Raw genomic sequence first — 19,848 nt, forward strand, 5'->3', positions numbered from 1 at the left:
AAAGGAGCGAATGAGATGGAGTTTTCACAAGCGAAAGAACGCGTTAAAGAGCTTCATAATCTTTTACATCAGTACAGCTATGAATATCATGTGTTAGACAAGCCGAGCGTTCCAGATAGCGAGTATGATCGTTTGCTTCATGAACTCATTGGGCTTGAAGAAGAATATGAAGAGTTAAAAACACCGGATTCGCCAACTGTTCGCGTTGGCGGAGATCCGCTCTCTTCTTTTGAAAAAGTTGAGCATAAAACACCAATGTTAAGCTTAGGAAATGCTTTTAACGAAGAAGATTTGGCTGATTTCGACCGCCGTGTTCGTCAAGGTGTTGGAGATAATGTTTCATACGTTTGTGAATTAAAGATTGATGGACTTGCTGTTTCACTTCGCTATGAAGACGGAGCATTTGCTCAAGGAGCAACGCGCGGGGACGGAACAATTGGAGAAGATATTAGCAATAACTTAAAAACGATTCGTTCAATCCCATTAAGAGCAAATGAGCCTCTTTCAATGGAAGTACGCGGTGAGGCTTATATGCCGAAGAAGTCATTTGAGAAACTTAATGAAGAAAAGCTTGAGCGAGGTGAAGAACCTTTTGCAAACCCAAGAAATGCAGCTGCAGGCTCTCTTCGACAGCTTGATTCTAAATTAGCAGCGAAACGAAACCTCGATATATTCGTCTATTCTATAGCGGACGTTGGAAATACAGGTATAACGTCCCATAGTGAGGCGTTAGACAAGCTAGAACAATTGGGCTTTAAGACGAATCCAAATCGACAGAAATGTGTTACGATAGAAGAAGTTTACAGCTATATTAAACATTGGACAGAACAACGGACAGAGCTTCCATATGATATCGATGGAATCGTCATAAAAGTAGACGAATTCTTTCAGCAAGAAGAGCTTGGCACAACAGCTAAAAGCCCACGCTGGGCTATTGCCTATAAGTTTCCGGCTGAGGAAGTTGTGACAAAGCTGCTCGATATTGAGCTAAATGTGGGGCGTACAGGAGTTATTACACCAACTGCGCTGTTAGAACCTGTTCAAGTAGCAGGGACAACGGTAAGTCGTGCTTCATTACATAACGAAGACTTAATTCGTGAGAAAGATATCCGAATTGGAGACAATGTTGTAGTGAAAAAAGCGGGAGATATTATCCCTGAAGTTGTAAACGTGCTTGAAGAACGGCGCACAGGAGAGGAAAAAGAGTTTACAATGCCAACTCATTGTCCTGAATGTGAAAGTGAGCTTGTTCGTTTAGAAGGAGAAGTTGCGTTAAGATGCTTAAATCCGAAATGTCCTGCACAAATTCGTGAAGGATTTATCCACTTTGTATCAAGAAATGCAATGAATATTGATGGTCTTGGAGAAAAAGTCGTAACACAGCTCTTTAAAGAGAAGCTTATTGAGGACGTAGCAGATTTATATCAGCTGCAAAAAGAACAGCTTCTAGAGCTTGAGCGTATGGGAGAGAGATCGGTCATAAAGCTTCTTCAAGCAATTGAAGCTTCAAAGGCAAATTCACTTGAGCGCCTCCTTTTTGGACTTGGAATTCGTCATGTTGGAGCCAAAGCAGCTAAAACATTAGCAAGCGTTTTTCATTCAATGGAAGGCTTACAAAAAGCAACAAAAGAAGAGCTATTGGCCATTGATGAAGTAGGAGAGAGAATGTCTGACGCCGTTATTACGTACTTTGAGCAGCCTGAAGTAGTCGAGCTTTTAGAAGAGCTGCGCTCGTATGGAGTGAATATGGAATACAAAGGACCAAAACTTGTACAAGCAGCTGATAGTGATTCAACTTTTGCAGGCAAAACGGTTGTGCTTACAGGAAAGCTTGAAGTATTGTCACGCAATGAAGCAAAAGAAAAGCTTGAAGCACTTGGTGCAAAGGTAACAGGGAGCGTAAGTAAGAAAACGGACTTGCTTATAGCTGGAGAAGATGCAGGATCTAAGCTTACAAAAGCTGAAGATTTAGGCATCGAAGTATGGAGTGAACAACAGTTTATTGAAGAGCTCAAAAAGCAGTAAAGTTAGGAAAAAGAAAGAAGGATAGGCATTATGCTTATTCTTCTTTCCATGGATAAAAAGCGTACAGGATACGACTTGTGAGGTGTATAAGGTTTGAAGAAAATTGTTTTCCTTGCTCTTTCTGTCATGCTTGTGACAACAGCGTGTGCACCTGATTTTTCGAAAGAAGAAGAAGTGGTTCAGAAAACAGACGATAACAAACAAAAAGCGGTCATTTCGAAATATAGTATTTCAGATGACACATATCAAAGTGTTCTACCATTCAAAGAAAGTAAATCAAGAGGATTAACCGTATCGAACTTAAACACACGTCTTGATGTGAAAGAGTTTGAATCAGGTTTGACTCGTCTTTCTAAAGATGAGTTTTCAACAGACGATTACTATTATCAAGAAGGGCAGTATCTTGATGAAGATACAATCAGCTCTTGGCTTCGTCGTAAATGGACAGAAGAACAGTATAAAGATGTTCTGAAAGATTACGATAAAGAAGAGCGAGATAAAGTGAAAAATGTTGGTTTAAACCCAATTAATACGGGAGAAGGCAGTGCAGCAGAACAAAGTGAAAAAAGTCCAATCTACCTAGCTCATATTCTAGAGCAAGATTATCTAGTAAAAGATGGAGATGAATTAAAGCTTGGCGGCGTTTCAATTGGTCTTGCGATGAACTCTGTTTATTACTATACACAAGAGAAAGGCTATCCGCGTGAAAAGAAAATTAGCCGTGAAAAACTTCAGGAAGAAGGAGAAAAAATGGCGGCTGAGATCGTTCAGCGGATGAGAAAGATCAAAGGATTAGAAAATGTTCCAATTACAGTTGGACTTTTTGAACAGGAAGAAAAATCATCACTTGTGCCTGGTAGCTACTTTGCGAAAGCAACAGCGAAAAAAGGCAGCAGCGAACTTGGCAGTTGGGATAAAGTAGATGAAGGATATTATCTTTTCCCATCAAATGCAGTAGCAGCAGATGAGCGAAGCGATAGCGACATGTTTGGAAACTTTAAAGCAGAAATTCAAGACTATTTCCCGAATTACACAAACATTATTGGACGAGGATTCTACCAAAATGGGGAACTTCAAGAAATGACAATTGATATTCCAATTCAATTTTTTGGTGAACAAGAGATTACAGGCTTTACACAGTATATAGCAGGACTTGTTATGGAACATTTCCCTTCATATTTGAAAGTAAATGTTAACATTAGTACTGTTCAAGGACCAGAAGCTCTTATTTCTCGCGAGCCAGATGAGAAGAAACCATTCGTTCATATTTACAAGTAATAGAGGAGCATCCACTGTGGGGATGCTTTTTTATATGTTTAAAAGCTTTATATTTTGCCATCATGATGGAAGAAAAGGCGTTCTCTTAAAACAAGAAGAGATTGATGTTTTTTTTCTCAAAACGAGAAATATTCCTTCCCTTTTGGTAAAATGGAAAATGGATTATAACGTTAGTTGCTTAAGAACAATAAAATCTGATATTATCAGTATATTGTTACGGTTCGAATATGTGGAGGTGAAAGGTATGTCACGAATTTCAAAAGAACAAGTAGAGCACGTTGCACATCTTGCACGTTTAGCGATTACTGAAGAAGAAACAGAAATGTTTACAAAGCAATTGGATGCAATTATTACATATGCAGAACAGTTGAATGAGTTAGATACAACAGGTGTTAAACCAACAACACACGTTCTTGAAGTGAAGAATGTAATGCGTGAAGATAAACCAACAAAAGGGTTACCACGTGAAGAAGTGTTAAAAAATGCACCAGATCATCAAGATGGACAAGTTCGTGTTCCATCAATTTTAGAATAGGGAAGGAGGCTTTTTTTATGTCATTGTTTGACCATAAAATGTCTGAATTACACGGCTTACTACATAAGAAAGAAGTTCGCGTTGAAGAACTTGTTAATGAGTCTTACAAGCGAATTGGCGAAGTAGATGAAAAAGTTGGGGCATTTCTAACATTAGATAAAGAAAAAGCACATGCATATGCAAAAGAATTAGATGAAGCAATTGGCACAAAAGACGAGTTTGGTCTTTTATTTGGTATGCCAATTGGAGTAAAAGATAATATCGTAACAAAAGGCTTGCGCACAACTTGCGGAAGTAAAATGCTTGATAACTTTAATCCGATTTATGACGCAACAGTTGTAGAGCGTCTACGTGCAGCTGAGTCTGTTACAATCGGGAAAATTAATATGGATGAGTTTGCAATGGGGTCTTCAAACGAAAACTCTGCATTAAAAGTTACGCGTAACCCTTGGGATTTAGATCGCGTACCTGGTGGATCAAGCGGTGGTTCAGCAGCGGCTGTTGCAGCTGGTGAAGTTCCATTTGCACTTGGTTCTGACACAGGTGGTTCTATCCGTCAACCAGCTGCATTTTGTGGTGTTGTAGGATTAAAACCAACATATGGTCGCGTTTCTCGTTATGGTCTTGTTGCGTTTGCATCATCTCTTGACCAAATTGGACCAATTACACGTAATGTAGAAGACAATGCCTTCCTTCTTCAAGCCATTTCTGGCGTTGATAAGATGGATGCAACATCTGCAAACGTTGAAGTACCAGATTTCCTTTCTTCTCTAACAGGAGATGTAAAAGGTCTTAAAATCGCGGTACCAAAAGAATACCTTGCAGAAGGTGTAAATGAAGAAGTACGTCAATCTGTACTTGATGCTCTAAAAGTATTAGAAGCACAAGGCGCAACATGGGAAGAAGTATCTCTTCCACATTCTAAATATGCTCTTGCAACATACTACCTGCTTTCGTCTTCTGAAGCGTCTGCAAACCTTGCGCGCTTTGATGGGGTTCGTTATGGTCACCGTACAGACAATGCAGAGAACTTAATTGAAATGTATAAGCAAACGCGTAGCGAAGGCTTCGGAGATGAAGTGAAACGCCGTATTATGCTTGGAACATTTGCCTTAAGCTCTGGTTACTATGATGCATATTACAAAAAAGCACAGCAAGTTCGGACATTAATTAAAAAAGACTTTGAAGATGTTTTTGAAAAGTACGATGTTATTGTTGGACCAACAACGCCAACACCAGCATTCAAAATTGGTGAAAACGTAAATGATCCATTAACAATGTACGCAAACGATATTTTAACAATTCCAGTGAACCTTGCAGGTGTACCAGGAATCTCTGTTCCATGCGGATTTTCTAACGGTCTTCCACTAGGATTACAAATTATCGGAAAACACTTTGATGAAAGCACTGTTTATCGTGTTGCACATGCGTTTGAGCAAGCAACAGATCATCATAAACAAAAACCAGCATTGTAAGGGGTGAAAAAGAGATGAATTTTGAAACGATTATCGGTCTTGAAGTACACGTTGAGTTAAAAACAGATTCTAAAATCTTTTCCGCAAGCCCGAATGCATTCGGCTCTGAGCCAAATGCTAACACGAGCGTAATTGATTTAGGATATCCAGGTGTTTTACCTGTTTTAAATAAAAGAGCGGTAGAATTTGCGATGAAAGCAGCAATGGCACTAAACTGTGAAATTGCTACTGACACAAAGTTTGATCGTAAAAACTACTTCTATCCAGATAACCCGAAAGCATACCAAATTTCACAATTTGATAAGCCAATCGGTGAGAACGGCTGGATTGATATTGAAGTAAAAGGTGAGAAGAAACGTATCCGCATCAACCGTCTTCACCTTGAAGAAGATGCTGGTAAGTTAACTCACTCAGGCAACGGTTATTCTTTAGTTGACTTTAACCGTCAAGGTACACCACTTGTTGAAATCGTATCTGAAGCAGATATGCGTTCACCAGAAGAAGCATACGCATACCTTGAAAAGTTAAAATCAATTATCCAATATACAGGCGTTTCAGACTGTAAAATGGAAGAAGGTTCTCTTCGCTGTGATGCGAACATTTCACTTCGTCCGTACGGTCAGGAGAAATTCGGAACAAAGTCAGAGCTTAAAAACTTAAACTCTTTCACGTATGTTCAAAAAGGACTTGAATACGAAGAAAAGCGTCAAGCGCAAGTACTTCTTTCAGGTGGCTTAATTGAACAAGAAACACGCCGCTATGATGAAGCAACAAAGAAAACAATTCTTATGCGTGTAAAAGAAGGATCTGACGATTATCGCTACTTCCCAGAACCAGACCTTGTTGAGCTTTATATTGATGATGAGTGGAAAGAGAGTGTTCGCGCAAGCATTCCAGAGCTTCCAGACGCACGCCAAGAGCGTTATGTCAAAGAGCTTGGCCTTCCATCATATGATGCTCACGTGTTAACTCTTACAAAAGAAATGTCTGATTTCTTTGAAGAGACAATTGCACAAGAAGCAGATGCAAAACAAGCATCAAACTGGCTAATGGGTGAAGTATCAGCATACCTTAACAAAAACAACCAAGAGCTTGGTGAAACAGCTCTAACACCAAAGAATCTAGCTGGTATGATCAAACTTATTGAAGAAGGAACTATTTCTTCTAAAATTGCGAAAAAAGTATTCCAGCACATTATCAAAGACGGTGGAGATCCACATGAGTTTGTGAAAAAGCAAGGTCTTGTTCAAATTTCAGATGAAGAAACACTTCGTAAGTTTGTAACAGACGCGCTTGATAACAATCCTCAATCCATCGATGACTTCAAAAATGGGAAAGATCGTGCAATCGGCTTCCTTGTTGGTCAAATTATGAAAGCATCAAAAGGGCAAGCAAACCCTCCAATGGTTAACAAAATTTTACTTGAAGAAATCAAAAAACGTTAATCAAACGTTTGTTTAAATGAAAGCAACGGTCACGACCATCTCGTGGCCGTTGTGTTTCTTTTTTTGGGAAACATTCTATCCTTTACTATGTCTTGTGAGTTGAAGGGTTCAGTTTTTCGCGATATACTAACGTTTGGAAACGAAACAGGCGAGCATCCCCATCTTACTGCCGGTTGAGGCTTATATTGTAAGGTCAACGGGCAGTAAGAGCTTAAACTAAGCTTTTGGGGATTTAGGACGCTTTTAGAAGAGAAGTTTTACTTACGATATATTGGAGACAATAGTAGTAACACGATCATAAACAGATCTCTTTGTATATAGAAGAACGAAAAATCTAATTAGTGGGATGATGTATGATGAAACGTGCAAGAATTATTTATAACCCAACATCTGGGCGTGAATTAATTAAAAAAAATCTAGCAGAAGTGCTTCAGCATTTTGAACAAGCTGGGTATGAGACATCTTGTCATGCAACAACATGTGCAGGAGATGCAACAGTAGCAGCTGAGGTTGCAGTTGAACGCGGCTATGATCTCATCGTTGCAGCTGGTGGAGATGGAACAATTAATGAAGTTGTAAACGGTATGGCTGGAAAAGAGAACCGTCCAAACCTTGGCGTAATTCCTGTTGGCACAACAAATGACTTTGCTCGTGCTTTAAATATCCCAAGAACAATTATGGGCGCATGCCAAGCCATTACAGATGGCGAAGCAATGCCAATTGACCTTGGCTGTGTAACAAATGAAGGCAACACCCATTATTTTATTAACATTGCAGGCGGAGGTAAGCTAACAGAGCTAACATATGAAGTACCAAGCAAAACAAAAACAATGCTTGGTCAGCTTGCTTATTATTTAAAAGGAATGGAGATGCTTCCATTCATCAAACCAACAAATGTAAGAATTGAATATGATGGACGTGTGTACGATGGAGAAGTTATGCTTTTTCTCGTATCGCTTACAAACTCTGTTGGTGGATTTGAAAAATTAGCACCAGATTCTTCTTTAAATGACGGCTTATTTGATTTGCTTATTTTAAAGAAAGCCAACTTAGCGGAGTTCATTCGCGTTGCGACCCTTGCACTACGAGGTGAGCATATGCATGATTCCCATGTGATTTATACAAAAGCGAACAGAGTAAAAATTAGTACAGAAGAGAAAATGCAGCTTAACTTAGACGGCGAATTTGGCGGACTGCTTCCAGGAGAGTTTGTGAATATGTATCGTCATATCAATGTGTATATGCCAAAAGAGAAAGCGCAGGAAATTCGAGAGAAAGAAAAAGAATTGAATATGGAAAATGAACTGAAGGATGTTTAATAAATGGCTAAGCTAACACCACCTGTTGAGAAAAATCAATATGTTACAGTTAAGTTTGAAGACTTAACACATGAAGGAGCAGGCGTCGCAAAAGTGGACGGCTTCCCTATTTTTGTTCAAAATGCGCTTCCGGAAGAAGAAGGAAACGTGAAGATTATCAAAGTGAAAAAAGGCTTTGCGATCGGCAGAATGATGGAAACAACGAAAGAAAGCCGCTTCCGTACAGAACCGCCTTGCCCAGTATACAAACAGTGTGGCGGCTGTCAGCTTCAGCATATGAAATATGAAGCACAGCTTGACTACAAAACAAAGCAAGTAAAAGAAGTGCTTGCTCGTCTTGGTAATATTAAAGACGTTACGGTACACCCAACACTTGGAATGGAAGATCCATGGAATTACCGAAATAAAGCACAAGTACCTGTAGGTGAAAGTGAAGGCGGACTTGTTGCAGGCTTTTACAAACAGCGCAGTCACGACATTATTGATATTGAACGATGTATGATCCAGCAAGAACAAAATGATGACGTTGTTCAAGCTGTCCGTGAAATTTGTTCAAAGTACGGTATTCGTGCTTATGACGAAACAAAGCATAAAGGGACGCTTCGCCATGTTATGGTCCGCTATGGTGCGACTACTGGTGAACAAATGGTTGTGCTTGTGACTCGTACAAAAGAGCTTCCAAACAAAAATAAAGTCATCGAAGAACTAAGAGCGTGTCTGCCGCAGCTAAAATCAATTGTTCAAAACGTGAACTCCAAGAAAACAAACGTCATTATGGGCGACGAAACAACCGTGCTTTGGGGCGGAGAATATATTTACGACAACATTGGTGATATTAAGTTTGCCATCTCAGCTCGTTCATTTTATCAAGTAAACCCAACACAAACGAAAGTGCTTTATGACAAAGCATTAGAGTACGCTGACTTGCAAGGAGAAGAAGAAGTCATTGATGCTTACTGTGGGATCGGAACAATCTCTCTATTCCTTGCACAAAAAGCAAAGAAAGTGTATGGTGTTGAAATTGTTCCAGAAGCAATTGAAGATGCGAAGCGCAATGCTGAATTAAATGGCATTACAAACGCAGAATTTGAAGCAGGGAAAGCAGAAGAAGTTATTCCTGCATGGTACAAAAAAGGAATTAGCGCTGACACACTTGTTGTGGATCCACCGCGTAAAGGCTGTGATGAGGCGTTATTAAACACAATCATCGACATGAAGCCAAACCGCGTTGTCTATGTATCTTGTAACCCTGGAACGCTTGCGAGAGACTTGCAGGTGCTAGAGGGAGGCGGCTATAAGACAGCTGAGGTTCAGCCTGTTGATATGTTCCCGCATACGACGCATGTGGAGTGCTGTGCACTCCTTGTAAGGAAAGATTAGATTAAAGGATATAACAGTAAAGAGAGAGCCTTTCCTAAGTCGGAAGGCTCTTTTTAAATAGAGATTTTGTTCCCAGCTCCAAAGGCAACAGGGCCCTAGATGATAAACCGAAAGGATAAAAATCCATCGAGCCGCATCGTCATATGCTTGTCGCGGAAAGACTAGCCCCTTGAGCTTTTCAATGTTAAGAGGGTCTTACTATAAATCTTAATAATAAGTCGACTTTTGGTATCTGATAATTTTCATCTCCCTGAATATTCACCGTCATTAGTCCGGAAAGAAGTGATAAATAGCATGATATCAGTTCACTAGGATTATCTTCTGCAATTTCCCCTTTCTTCTGTCCTTCAATGAATAGGGGTTCCAATATGTCGATGTAAGTCTTCATTGTATTATCCTCAATAAGCTTTTTAGCAGTTATGGGTACTTCATCTGACGTACGAGCGTGATGCATCAACATGAAATAAAATTGGGAACCTTCATTGAGTATCTCAGCGGTTAAAGTTTTTATTTTATCTAATGGAGTTCCAGGTAGTTGATAGATACTCTTGATTCCAGCAATAGATTCGTCTATTGCTTGCTGAACGAGTGTAGTAAATAGTTCGTCTTTGGAATTAAAATAGCGGTAGAGAAGCCCAGCACTTATTCCAGCTTCACTAGCGATCATACTCATTTTCGTGCCAATAATTCCTCGTCGAGCAAAGACCCTAAGGGCTGCTTCTATAATTTGTTCTTTTCTTTCATCACGAATTTGCTGCAACTGTTCTTCGTTTAAAGGTGCAATGATGTTTCACTCCTAGATTATTTTCATTATTATTAAGCATTCAAATGCTCATAAGCTGTTGAGGGAAAGGGAGGGATAAGCTGAGACAATTGTTCATCAAGTGTCTGACCACATGCCTTTGAGAGTTCACAGAGCAATTCTTTGCTTTCAGAAGATGTTTCTTCAGAAGCAAGAATGGCTGCTAGTATTTGCGAATTTATTATTTTATCTAGTGGTAAAAGTAAAGTATTCACCGCCCAATACAAACCATATAGTTCAAAATTACGTTTGGTAGTGGCATGTTTAATATACAATTCAAAGTATTTCTGGGCAAATTCAATCCCCTTCAGCGGTGTTCCTACATATGATACTCCTTTCCATGGTAGATCAGCAACACAATTCAACCACCAAGCAGGTTCAACAATTTCATTCATTTTTTGAAGCATGTTACGTTCGAAATAAGGCGAGGGATAATTTCTTTGTTCACGCAAGCAGGATTCTAACATTTCTGCTTCTATTGCAGCCATTGTAATTCCTTGGCCGAAAATCGGGTCAAAATTGCAGAAAGCATCTCCTAAAACCAATAATCCTGTTGGCCATTGCTCCATTTCTTCAAAGTGATGACGGAATAATTCAGTAACTCTATAACTTCTAGGAACTGTAATCGGTTCAAGCTCTTGCAGCACTTCTGCTATCAATGGATCAGCCAGCTTTGCAATCTCTTGTTCATACTCAGCGACATTAGTGGATGGATAATGCCCGCCAGGACTATAAAGTACTGTTTCAGCTATGTTATTCTCAATTGTGGAAAATACACCAGTTAAACTCCTATTGGAAGCATCTCCTGCAATTCGAATGACATCCCATTTTACTGACAAATGAGAGGGGATTTTGTAATGGCGAGTACTGTAACCAAGTGAGACTTTAAGGATATCAGGATTTGGTACATCAAATCCGAGGTTTTGTAGCCATTTTGCCAATTTAGAGGAACGGCCACTAGTGTCAATTACTAGGTCAGCACCAAGCGTTTTCTGCTGCTCTAGTTGTTCTCGCTCTCGTATATGGACACCTGTTACAACTGTTTGATCTGATGTTGTTAGTAAGCCGGTTACGTCAACCTTTGTAAGAAACTGAACATTTGAAATCTTTTTCACACGCTGACGGCACACCCACTCAAGCAGAGCTCTGCTGAATGTTGCATCGTTTTCTGTATTGGGCATTACAAGGGATCCATATTGATTGGTCTGGTGAATCATTTTATTCTGCGTAGATGGAGCGCCGCGATTTAATAATTCATCATTAAATCCAGGGAAGAGTCGTTCTATTATCATTTTACCTCGAGGTGTAAATCGATGTGGGTGAAAAGCTTGAGGAGTACCTGCACGAATTTCCGGTTTCACAGGTAGATCATCTTTTTCTACGATAAGCACTTCTGCATAATAATCAGAAAGTACTCTTGCAGAGAGTAGTCCAGCCATTCCTCCACCAATTACAATTGCTTTTTCCCAATTGCCTTTTTTAAATGATACCCCTGTTTTGATCATCATTATAGCCCCCAATATACTCATTTGTAAAACTGTTAATAATAAATTAGCTTCTAACGAAAAAAAAATCTTAGAATGAATGGTTCATTCAATAAAAGAATAAATTGTACTATATAAAATGTCAACAAAAACTTAATTAGATTGTGGTACTTCTTTTTGATATAAGTGAAATCAAGAAGGGTGGATGATATATTAAACTTGGTAAATGTGCTTGTACAAGAAATACGGTTAAAATGGAGCAGTTTAAGATAATTGCACATGCAAGCATTGATAAAGAGAGCCTCTTTGATAGAATAAAAAAACACACAAAAGACTAAAGTAGAGATGGAGAAGAAGTTTATACAAAAGTAAAGAGAATTTGATAAGCTTAAGAATGAAAATAGAAAACTTTTAAAGCTACTTGCTAATGAGGTAATTACTCAACGTGAATATAGGGATATTACAAGCCCTAATCAAGAGAAAATTAATTCGTTAGGGTTAGAGATATTAAGCTTGAAAAACAATTGTAACGAACACATCGTAAACAGTTGCAGAAGCTTTTTAGAGTTGCTAAGAGAATTCTGATATTTGGGGATTTGAATGTAGAGATATTACATCGTTTAGTCGAGATAATTAAAGTGAATGATAATAGTGAGGTAACGATTCATTATAAATTTATGAATCCGTTATTTGTAGTAGTCTAATTTAGGGACTAACACACAATACACGGGGAGTATGTAGCACAGTTAATTTTATAATAACTATTCTCTATACCTTAAACAAAAAACCAAACATTCAATTTTGAATGCTTGGCTTATATATACCCTATTACTTAACCAAACTAATGCCCTTCTCAACCTTCACAAAAGCAATAATCCCTTCACCTTCTGCAAACGTAACTTCTGTTTTTAACATAGTACGGTCAAAGTTATGTTTATCAACAAGGTTCAAGTGAATAGCTTCAATTAATTCTTTTGTATAAATTGTTTTTCCATATCCTCCAAATTCTACAAGAGCATAGAATTCTTCAAAGTCGTCTGTACATAATTCAACAGACACCTCGTAAGGAGAAACGTTTTTTTCATGATACGCTATATATTCGCAAACACTGTCGTGTACGTTTTGTTCGTTAAATTTAATTTCCATCATTTAACCTCTTTCTATGATGACTTCCTTCTTGTGAAGATTTTTTTAATAAGCCATACGATAACAAGGATGACTACGATATCTAACAGCAGACCGAACATTGAGAATCCAGTTCCTGCCCCGCCAAATGGATGGAACATGCTTCCTAATAAAGCACCGACCCCAAATGCACCGGCATAAGAAGCAATTTTCTTAGCTGTTGAAGATTTTTTATTGTTTGCTGTTGTGTTTGAATTTTTTTGAGTTGAGTTTGTAGATGTTTGTGAATTGTCTTTCTTCGTAGATGTTCCACCAGAATAGCTTCTATTAGAAGAGTAACCACTCGTACTCTTAGATGAATAGCTAGAGCTTGGTGTGCTATATGAATGGCTTCGTGCCCCACTGCTGTAACCTCTTGCTTCTGCTGCATGTGGAAGAACCATAGCAGCTACCACCATCATAAGCGTAAAGATTGATAAAACTTTTTTCAAAATCCTTTGCACCTCTTTGTTAGTAATATATATATTTTACTACATGAAATAATAAAATGCCCGTCTAATGCTTTTTAACGGAAAACTCATTTGTTACACAAATGAAACTTTTTAAAATTCAAAAAACGGGTACAACAAATAATAAGAGAGAAAATATCAAAACTGGAGGGAATAAATATGATGACGAAATCGAAGAAAAAGAAAGTGGTACTTGGTACACTTATTTCAACAGGCGGTGCAGCACTAGCGGTTGCTGCATATACAAAGAAAAGAAAAGCATCTTTTAAAGTACGTCCAGATACAGATATGAGAAACAGTAAAAAGATTGATCAAGTAGAAAGTGTGGATGCGGACAAAGCAAGAGATGAAGAAGGACTTACTCAATATGATTCAGCTTTAAAATCAGATTGGGTAGCAAACGGCTTTCCCCAAACACATATGGAACTGGAAGAACTAGAAAAACAGAAAAAATAAGATAAAAAGACTAAAAAAAAGCAAGGTAGCATGTCTACCTTGCTTTTTTTATTGTTTGCACATAAAAATAAAAAAGAAATATATTATCAAAAAATAACCATAACTTAATCAAGAGATGCTATAATACTTTATATTATTTTATTGGTCATTTTCCGGTAAAAGGAAGAAAAGAGAACATGAATGAAAGCGCATTCAATTATACTCTTAACTAGAAGGGAGTTGGTTTTAAATTTTTGAGGTTTTTATAAAACATAATAATAGTTAAGGGGAGAAGAAGATGCCAATTTTGATTGTAGCAATAGGAGTTCTTATTCTTTTATTTTTAATTATGAAAGTAAAGCTAAATACGTTTGTTTCACTTGTTGTTGTTTCCTTTTTAGTTGCGATTGGTCTTGGAATGGAACTCGATAAGATTGTGCTTTCAATTGAAGCGGGGATTGGCGGTCAACTAGGGCATTTAGCATTAGTATTTGGGTTAGGGGCAATGCTTGGTAAGCTTGTGTCAGATGCAGGTGGTGGTTATCGTATTGCGATTACACTTATCAATATGTTTGGACGAAAGAGAATTCAGTTTGCAGTTGTAGTCTCTTCTTTCATTATTGGAATTGCTCTATTTTTTGAAGTTGGTCTTGTTTTGTTGATTCCTATCATTTATGCGATTGCAAAAGAGCTGAAGGTTCCTTTCTTATACCTGGGGATTCCAATGGCAGCAGCATTGAATGTAACACACGGATTCCTACCTCCACATCCAGCTCCAACAGCTATCTCACTTGCATATGGAGCAAACATTGGGCAAGTTCTTTTATTAGGTATCATTATTGGTATCCCAACCACAATTGTAGCAGGCCCATTGTTTAATAAATTTGCGATGAAGGTATTTCCAAATGCTTATAAAAGAAGCGGGAATTTAACAGCATTAGGTCCTCGTAAAGAGTTTAAGCTTAAGGATACCCCTGGATTCGGCATTAGTGTTTTAACTTCCTTATTTCCTGTTATTTTTATGGCGATTGCGACCGTTATGTCTCTATTATTTCGCGAAGAATCTAAAATAAAAGAGATTGTTGAATTTATTGGAATGCCTGGAACAGCCATGTTAATTTCTCTATTACTTGCGATTTATACAATGGGATATGCAAGGAAAATCCCGATGGCAGATATCGGAGATTCTTTATCAAAATCTATTTCTCAAATTGCAATGATGCTTCTTATTATTGGGGGAGGAGGGGCATTCAAGCAAGTTCTAGTAGACGGGGGAGTTGGAGACTATATAGCTTCTTTATTTCAAGATACAAATCTGTCTCCGCTTTTAGTTGCTTGGATGATTGCAGCTCTTTTAAGGCTATGTTTAGGATCTGCAACAGTAGCAGCTTTAACAACAGCAGGATTAGTAGCTCCTCTTATGGCGGCAAGCGCGGTTAATCCCGCTTTAATTGTATTAGCAACAGGAGCGGGCAGCGTTATTTTTTGTCATGTGAACGATGCTGGGTTTTGGATGGTAAAAGAGTACTTTGGCTTAAGTATGAAAGAGACATTTCAAACATGGAGTTTACTCACAACAGTTCTTTCTGTAACAGGTCTATCCTGTGTTCTATTGCTTGGCATGTTTCTCTAATAAAGCCCAAAACAAAAAAGCTTGCTTTATCACTCGATAAAGCAAGCTTTTCTTATTAAACATCATTAACCAGTAACAACGGTCTCTTTTTTAACAGGGGTTTGTTTCTTACGATTAACTTTCCCGATCATATATTTACCAAATGGAAAACGATTTAGAATATTAATCGTAATAATACAGCTTATAAGAGCTGAAATGAACAAGAGTGGAATTTGCATGTAACCGAGCTCCCATCCTTGTGAAGCAATGAAGTCTTGAATAATTGTAAGATAGAACCAATGAGCAAGATAGATACCGAACGAATATTGGCTGACAATCGTTAAAATTTTCGGCGTCTTCTTAAGGCTTTGGCATACAAGGAGTAGGAACAGAATCATCATAACGGTAAAGAAAATAATATCAATACGTTTCGATCCTACAGCGAAATATTCATTCACATTATTATATATAAGCACACCTAATGAAACGATTAAGAAAAAGAAAATCAGCGCTTTGAATCTTTTTAAGCTTTCTACAAAAGTCATAAAGTTTTTTCCACAATAATATGACAAAGAGAAATAAAATAACCAAGCTACAAATGGGATATAGTATCCACCGCTCCACAGATAACTTGTAAAAGGTGTGTGGGAAGTAGGTTGTATAAAGTTGAAGATAGACAAATAAGCTACGTTAATAATTAGCGAAACGCTTAAAACAAGCGCAGCTGGTAGTTTGTAAAAGAATTTTGTAAATAAATGATGTAAAACATAAAATTGAAAGATAACTAATACAAACCAGCCATGATATCCACCTGTGAGGTTATTCCAAATCAAGCTTGGAATTTGTTCAGGTACGGCACGTCCTGAGAATACAGCATAGAAGATTGCCATAAAAATGAATGGAAATAAAATTAATTTAATTCTTTTCCAATAGAATCCTTTGGGAAGATTGTTAGGATATGAATAAGCTAAAATTAATCCAGATATGAAAACGAAAGTTGGAGTACCAAAACAAAGTATTGTTGCTAATGTTGTAACAAGTATTCCTTCTTGCGCATAGTTGACTGTAAATGTTGTTGAATGGAGCATTACAATGCTTAGACATGCTAAGGCTCTTATAATCGTAATTTCATTTAAAACTTTTCTCTTTTTTTTAGGGCTTGGCTCCACGTTTGGTACTGATGTACTTGATGCTAGGGCTAAATCCCTATCGTTTTTATTCATAGTGCCCTCCTTTTCGAGTCTGTTATAAAACACTTAGAATTATAAACATTGTCTGATTTCTTCGCAATGGATATATATGGATAGGGTGTTAGAGAGAGTATGGCTTATACTATTTGATTAAAATAAGCTTTAGCTATGATAGAAACTATAACAGAAAATAGAACAGCAGTATGTTACCACGATAACATAGCTATCGAGAGAACAATATCCCTTCTACAGAAATTCAAATATTTGCTTTTTGACTCTTTTTTTTGAAAGTTACCCGTATAGTAAAAACTTTCTTTAGAAAAGATGGATGAAGAAAAACAATGCAAGAGGGCTCAACCTTTAAAATTATCATTTGTCATTCTTTACTAATCAGGGACATAGAACTGATTTTTCAAAAAAAGATGGAAATTATGGAATAGAAAATATAATATAGGAAAAAGAGGAGGGATTAGAGTGTTAAAAGACGTATCAGTACAAGAAAGACCTCTATTTCAAAAGGTCTTATCTACATTTGTATTAACACTGCTCATTGCAACAGTTGGATTATACATAGGGCAATTCGTGCCTGCTGCATTAATGCTGCCGCTTGCAGTTGCTGAAGTTGTGATGCTTATTGCAGCTTTTTGGTTAAGAAGAAAAAGCCGTGTTGGCTATGCTTTTGTGTATGCTTTTGCAGCGATTTCAGGGATTACAACATATCCAATTGTAAGCTATTATGTATCAATGAGTGGAGCGAACGTTGTTTTGCAGGCGTTTGGTTCTACATTCGGTATTTTCTTAGTAATGGCTGTGATTGGATCGAAAATGAAAAAAGATTTATCATTTTTATCTTCATTCTTATTAGTTGCTGTTCTATCAATGATTTTTGTAAGTCTATTTGGTTTATTTACAGGAGGACTTACATCAGGTTCTTTAATGGCTTTATCTGTTATTGGAACAATTGTATTTTCTCTTTATGTTCTATATGATTTTAACCAAATGAAGAGAATGCAGATTACACAAGCAGACGTGCCATTACTTGCTTTATCTCTATACTTAGATTTCATTAACTTGTTTATTAATTTACTTCGCTTCTTCGGTATTCTTGGTAGCGATGATTAAGAAAAAGAGCGAGACTGTTTGAGCAGTCTCGCTCTTTTTTGTAATTTAAAATTAGAATTGTTTTCCTAACTCTGTTGCGCGTTTAATGCCATCTGCTTTAATCTCTTCAGTTTTGCTTGGCTCTGCATTATGTCCTTCAATAAATAGACCTTCAAATGATGGAACGCCGAAGAAGTTCATCATAATACCGATGTAACGATGACCCATTTCTAAGTCTGCTGCAGGACCTTCTGAATAGTAGCCGCCACGTGCTTGGATATGAAGGGCTTTTTTGTCTGTTAGTAAGCCAACAGGACCTTGCTCTGTATATTTGAATGATTTCCCTGCAACAGCTACAGAATCTAAGTATGCTTTCATCACTGGTGGGAACGAGAAGTTCCACAGTGGTGTAACAAATACATATTTATCAGCTGAAATAAACTGTTCGTTCAGTTCTGCAAGACGACTTACTTTTTGTTGTTCTACTTCAGAAAGCTCAGTGAATTCACTTCCTGAACGAAGTTTGCCCCATCCGCTGAAAATATCAGCATCAATGTGTGGGATGTTTTCTTTATACAAGTCAATATGAACAATTTCATCACTTGGATTATTTTCTTTATAGCTCTCAAGAAATGCTTGACCTGCTGCCATGCTGTAAGATGTTTGCTCATCATGTGGATGTGCAGTAATATATAATACTTTTGTCATTATGAATCGACACCTTTCTATTTTTAAAATGTATACTCGCGAAAGTATTGTTAGTTTCAAAAAGTTAACCTTGTTACTAATAGTAACCTGTGTACTTATTTTAGTCAATCATTTTGATTTACACTAACATAATTCTATATATAGAAAGAAGAAGGGAGGTTATGAAAGAAGATAAAAATTTTAATTTGTGAAACATTTCACTTTTGTAAATAAGGAATAGTTTTGAAAGTGAAATGAAAAAATGAAATTTTCTTAACGTTGCAATATATCCCATGATAACGCTATATTATCCAATTCTAAAGCCGTAAAATAAAAAAATTTCACTCTAAAAATGACCATTTATACGTAATCGCTACCAATACTTATTTCTAAAGGTTTAAGGTGAAAAGAGAAGAAGAAAGAAAAGGTTTCCACACTAAGTTAATAATTAAGTAAGTTAAACAAAATGATTGACTCCTTTATTTAATTTAAGTTACTATTAGTAACGTGGTGTTGCTTACAAAAGTTAAGCACTTAAATCTTTTTATTTAAGAAAGAAGGTTAGGATCAAATGGATATCCTCTTGGCTATTCTGCCAGCAATCTTTTGGGGGAGTATCGTCTTATTTAATGTTAAATTAGGCGGAGGTCCATATAGTCAGACACTAGGAACAACAATCGGTGCACTTTTATTTTCTGTTGTTATCTATCTCGTTGTTCATCCAGTGTTGACCCCAACGATTTTCATAGTTGGAATCGTTTCAGGATTGTTTTGGGCACTTGGACAAAGCAACCAGTTGAAAACTATTGATTATATTGGTGTTTCAAAAACAATGCCAATTTCAACAGGTATGCAGCTTGTATCAACTGCTTTATTTGGCGTCATTGTATTTCACGAGTGGTCAACAACAACGACCGTTATTTTAGGTGTGTTAGCATTAATTTTCATCGTTATTGGGATTGTACTTACCTCAGTGGAAGATAAGAAAGATGACAATCAAAATGCTCAGTTCAAAAAAGGGATTGTTACCCTTATTATTTCTACTATCGGGTATTTAATTTATGTTGTTGTGGCGCGTTTGTTTAATGTTGATGGATGGGTAGCTCTATTTCCCCAAGCAATTGGGATGTTTATTGGTGGACTCATTTTAACGTATAAACATAAACCATTTAATAAATATGCGATTCGCAATATTATTCCAGGGCTCATTTGGGCTGCAGGAAATATGTTCTTATTTATTTCACAGCCAAAAGTTGGAGTTGCTACAAGCTTCTCACTATCACAAATGGGAATTGTAATCTCAACACTAGGCGGTATTTTCCTCTTAGGAGAAAAGAAATCAAAACGTCAGCTTGTGTTTATTACAATCGGTATTATTCTTATTATTTTAGGTGGCGTATTCTTAGGAATGGCTAAGAGTTAACGTTAACGTGAAGGTTAAATTAT

17 protein-coding genes are annotated in these 19,848 nt (G+C 37.3%); 11 read left to right on the plus strand and 6 right to left on the minus strand.

What is annotated here, in order from left to right:
• Positions 1-15: 15 nt before the first annotated feature.
• The 7 genes from ligA to rlmD all read left to right on the plus strand — a co-directional run bounded on the left by ligA (position 16) and on the right by rlmD (position 9,457).
• Complete coding sequence (gene ligA, locus ACK3CR_RS24365; protein ID WP_243515476.1) at positions 16-2,025, plus strand: NAD-dependent DNA ligase LigA; 2,010 nt, start codon at positions 16-18, stop codon at positions 2,023-2,025.
• 93 nt (positions 2,026-2,118) lie between these two features.
• Positions 2,119-3,303: a CamS family sex pheromone protein gene (locus ACK3CR_RS24370; RefSeq protein ID WP_243515473.1), complete on the plus strand. Its 1,185-nt coding sequence runs from the start codon at positions 2,119-2,121 to the stop codon at positions 3,301-3,303.
• Positions 3,304-3,547: 244 nt separating this feature from the next.
• Positions 3,548-3,838 (plus strand): Asp-tRNA(Asn)/Glu-tRNA(Gln) amidotransferase subunit GatC, encoded by a 291-nt coding sequence (gatC, locus tag ACK3CR_RS24375; protein WP_040060835.1) that lies wholly within the window; start codon positions 3,548-3,550, stop codon positions 3,836-3,838.
• A gap of 17 nt (positions 3,839-3,855) precedes the next feature.
• Positions 3,856-5,313: an Asp-tRNA(Asn)/Glu-tRNA(Gln) amidotransferase subunit GatA gene (gene gatA / locus ACK3CR_RS24380; RefSeq protein WP_328123825.1), complete on the plus strand. Its 1,458-nt coding sequence runs from the start codon at positions 3,856-3,858 to the stop codon at positions 5,311-5,313.
• A 14-nt stretch (positions 5,314-5,327) separates the two neighbouring features.
• On the plus strand, positions 5,328-6,758 hold the full coding sequence (gatB, locus tag ACK3CR_RS24385) for an Asp-tRNA(Asn)/Glu-tRNA(Gln) amidotransferase subunit GatB (protein WP_243515467.1): 1,431 nt from the start codon (positions 5,328-5,330) through the stop codon (positions 6,756-6,758).
• A gap of 356 nt (positions 6,759-7,114) precedes the next feature.
• Complete coding sequence (locus tag ACK3CR_RS24390) at positions 7,115-8,077, plus strand: diacylglycerol kinase (protein ID WP_243515465.1); 963 nt, start codon at positions 7,115-7,117, stop codon at positions 8,075-8,077.
• 3 nt (positions 8,078-8,080) lie between these two features.
• Entirely contained in the window at positions 8,081-9,457 is a 1,377-nt protein-coding gene (gene rlmD, locus ACK3CR_RS24395) for a 23S rRNA (uracil(1939)-C(5))-methyltransferase RlmD (RefSeq protein ID WP_243515463.1), read from the plus strand.
• A gap of 184 nt (positions 9,458-9,641) precedes the next feature.
• Here the strand turns inward: rlmD and ACK3CR_RS24400 are convergent, their stop codons facing one another.
• From ACK3CR_RS24400 to ACK3CR_RS24415, 4 genes are all read right to left on the minus strand, one after another.
• Entirely contained in the window at positions 9,642-10,241 is a 600-nt protein-coding gene (locus ACK3CR_RS24400; RefSeq protein WP_243520990.1) for a TetR/AcrR family transcriptional regulator, read from the minus strand.
• A 32-nt stretch (positions 10,242-10,273) separates the two neighbouring features.
• Positions 10,274-11,764, minus strand: a complete 1,491-nt coding sequence (locus ACK3CR_RS24405) for an FAD-dependent oxidoreductase (protein ID WP_410914386.1) — start codon at positions 11,762-11,764, stop codon at positions 10,274-10,276.
• 807 nt (positions 11,765-12,571) lie between these two features.
• Entirely contained in the window at positions 12,572-12,892 is a 321-nt protein-coding gene (locus tag ACK3CR_RS24410; protein ID WP_488976235.1) for a DUF2653 family protein, read from the minus strand.
• An 11-nt stretch (positions 12,893-12,903) separates the two neighbouring features.
• Positions 12,904-13,359, minus strand: a complete 456-nt coding sequence (locus tag ACK3CR_RS24415) for a hypothetical protein (protein ID WP_430240177.1) — start codon at positions 13,357-13,359, stop codon at positions 12,904-12,906.
• Positions 13,360-13,536: 177 nt separating this feature from the next.
• Here ACK3CR_RS24415 and ACK3CR_RS24420 point away from each other — a divergent pair, with 177 nt between their 5' ends.
• Together ACK3CR_RS24420 and ACK3CR_RS24425 are read left to right on the plus strand one after the other, a co-directional pair.
• On the plus strand, positions 13,537-13,833 hold the full coding sequence (locus ACK3CR_RS24420) for a hypothetical protein (protein WP_243515453.1): 297 nt from the start codon (positions 13,537-13,539) through the stop codon (positions 13,831-13,833).
• Between the two features lie 277 nt (positions 13,834-14,110).
• Entirely contained in the window at positions 14,111-15,445 is a 1,335-nt protein-coding gene (locus tag ACK3CR_RS24425; protein ID WP_243515451.1) for a gluconate:H+ symporter, read from the plus strand.
• Between the two features lie 65 nt (positions 15,446-15,510).
• Here ACK3CR_RS24425 and ACK3CR_RS24430 read toward each other — a convergent pair whose 3' ends face one another.
• The gene (locus tag ACK3CR_RS24430) at positions 15,511-16,647 is read right to left on the minus strand and encodes an acyltransferase family protein (RefSeq protein ID WP_488976236.1); all 1,137 of its coding nucleotides are present in this window, start codon (positions 16,645-16,647) and stop codon (positions 15,511-15,513) included.
• A 441-nt stretch (positions 16,648-17,088) separates the two neighbouring features.
• On the opposite strand from ACK3CR_RS24430, the gene ACK3CR_RS24435 reads away from it, so the two are divergent.
• Positions 17,089-17,736, plus strand: a complete 648-nt coding sequence (locus ACK3CR_RS24435) for a Bax inhibitor-1/YccA family protein (protein WP_243515445.1) — start codon at positions 17,089-17,091, stop codon at positions 17,734-17,736.
• Positions 17,737-17,787: 51 nt separating this feature from the next.
• On the opposite strand, the gene ACK3CR_RS24440 is transcribed toward ACK3CR_RS24435, so the two are convergent.
• Positions 17,788-18,423 carry an FMN-dependent NADH-azoreductase gene (locus ACK3CR_RS24440; RefSeq protein WP_488976237.1) on the minus strand — a complete coding sequence of 212 codons (636 nt, stop codon included), beginning with the start codon at positions 18,421-18,423 and terminating at the stop codon, positions 17,788-17,790.
• 550 nt (positions 18,424-18,973) lie between these two features.
• On the opposite strand from ACK3CR_RS24440, the gene ACK3CR_RS24445 reads away from it, so the two are divergent.
• Complete coding sequence (locus ACK3CR_RS24445) at positions 18,974-19,825, plus strand: GRP family sugar transporter (RefSeq protein WP_019390783.1); 852 nt, start codon at positions 18,974-18,976, stop codon at positions 19,823-19,825.
• Positions 19,826-19,848: the final 23 nt, after the last annotated feature.

The organism is Priestia sp. TRM10 (assembly GCF_057808375.1).